The sequence below is a fragment of the Thiocystis violacea genome (assembly GCF_016583565.1).
Lineage (GTDB): Bacteria > Pseudomonadota > Gammaproteobacteria > Chromatiales > Chromatiaceae > Thiorhodococcus > Thiorhodococcus violaceus_A.
The window spans coordinates 1-1,613 of sequence record NZ_NRRF01000187.1 but is presented as its reverse complement, the minus strand read 5'-3'; the positions used below and the strand labels follow the sequence as shown (position 1 = coordinate 1,613).

Genomic DNA, 1,613 nt, shown 5'->3' with positions numbered 1-1,613 from the left:
CCACCGGAGCCACTCCAGGTAGTCGAGGCAGTCCGCATCGGTGCGAAACCAGGACTGGAACTCGCCCGCAGTCCGCGGATAATCAACGCCAGCATGAGGGTAAGTCACCCTTGGAGTTTACTCCGGTTAAGTGGAGACCCCAGTCGCCGATATCGGCCCAGGCGGCCGCGATCTGCTCCATCGCCGCATCGCGCAGACCCCCTGCGGGAACTTGGCGAGTCGACAGCTCGATGCTATTCAGTAGCTTTTGGGCCGCGTCTTTTGATCCCAGTGCGTCGAAAGCGCTTGAGAGCCGCGCCGAAGACCGAGCGCGTTCTATGGTTGACATCGGACGCTCAAGCGACCGCGAGGCCGCAACGAGACTATCCTGAGCCTCTTTGCGCAATCCCATCTGCGCTTGGGCGAGGGCGATCACGGCCCATGCCTCGGCCTGATCGCCGGCATCCTCGATCCTCGCGGCCGTTTCGATTGCCTTGGCGACAACGCGCGAGGCTGTCGTGCTTCGCCGCGATTCGGCCAGAATGGGTGCAATGGCCGCCCAGTGCTCAACGCGGCGCGCGGCCGAGGGATCTCCGCTCAGGTCGCGGATGATCGAGACGATCAATGCGTTCGCGTCTTGATCTCTTCCAGCCTTCGCATGGTTTGCTGCGATGCGTGTTCGGGCTATCGCTTGGTCTACCGTGTCGGTAAGGTGGTTCGTGAGGCGCTGGGCCGTGTTCAGGACTCCCCGTGTCAAATTCGCCTGAATGCTCTGCTCGATCAGCCAATTCCATTCCAAGTCGGCAGACGTCGCGTTCTCCTCTTCCCACGCGACGTTGTCAGACGATGGGCCAGGGGCAGATCGCTCCGGGCCTGACGGCGCTTCGCTGGGCGGGGTATTTGCGTTCGAGATCGCAGCTCGTTCGGCGATCGCGCTTGAAAGGGCAATCAACTGTTGCTCAGACTCCAGCGTTCCGGCAGCCCCGACGACGGACAGGTTCATCATGTCGTCAGAAGCGATCGCAAGGGCATCCTGTGAATCCGGCGGCGCGGAAGACGCATCCGAGGTGACGCCTTGATGGAGTCCCGGGATGTAACGGGTTCCGAATACTCCGAAGCTGAGCCCGACCACCAGTGTCGCCGCGATGGCCGCCCATTGCTTCCATGGCTTTTTGGCACCGCCGCGCAGCCCCATCTCTTTGCGGATTTCCTCTTCCAAGAGCTGCTTCCTGCGCTCTTCTTCCTCCTCACGCAGCCGCTGCTCCTCAGCTTCCTCCCTAGACATGCTAATCCGGCCAAGACGACTTCGGATCGCCTCGGTCTCAGCCTTCTTTTCCTGAGCGGCGCGGTACTTATGGAAAACTAGGCCGCATGCTGGACAAACGGCCGGCGCCGGGTCGTCTTCCGGGAAGGTTGTGGTGTGCTTGCAGACTGGACACATTCTTTTCTTCGTTTTCGGCACGAGTTCCAAGGAGAAGCCACTGTCAAGAGATGGCTTAGCATTAGCCACGGCGAAACCGTTCTACCGCAGATTGACTCGCCGTAGTGGGATTTACCTTCGATTCTGTACAGGCCCCAGCGTTTGACTCAAACTGCGCGCCAGGATTGGTTGGCGAGGCAGCGCGACGCACGTG

At 60.9% G+C, this 1,613-nt stretch carries 1 protein-coding gene; it reads right to left on the bottom strand.

Annotation, left to right across the window (positions count from 1 at the left end; all coding sequences use genetic code 11):
• Window positions 1-82 precede the first annotated feature (82 nt).
• Entirely contained in the window at window positions 83-1,450 is a 1,368-nt protein-coding gene (locus CKO23_RS24610) for a hypothetical protein (RefSeq protein ID WP_200336138.1), read from the bottom strand.
• Window positions 1,451-1,613 lie beyond the last annotated feature (163 nt).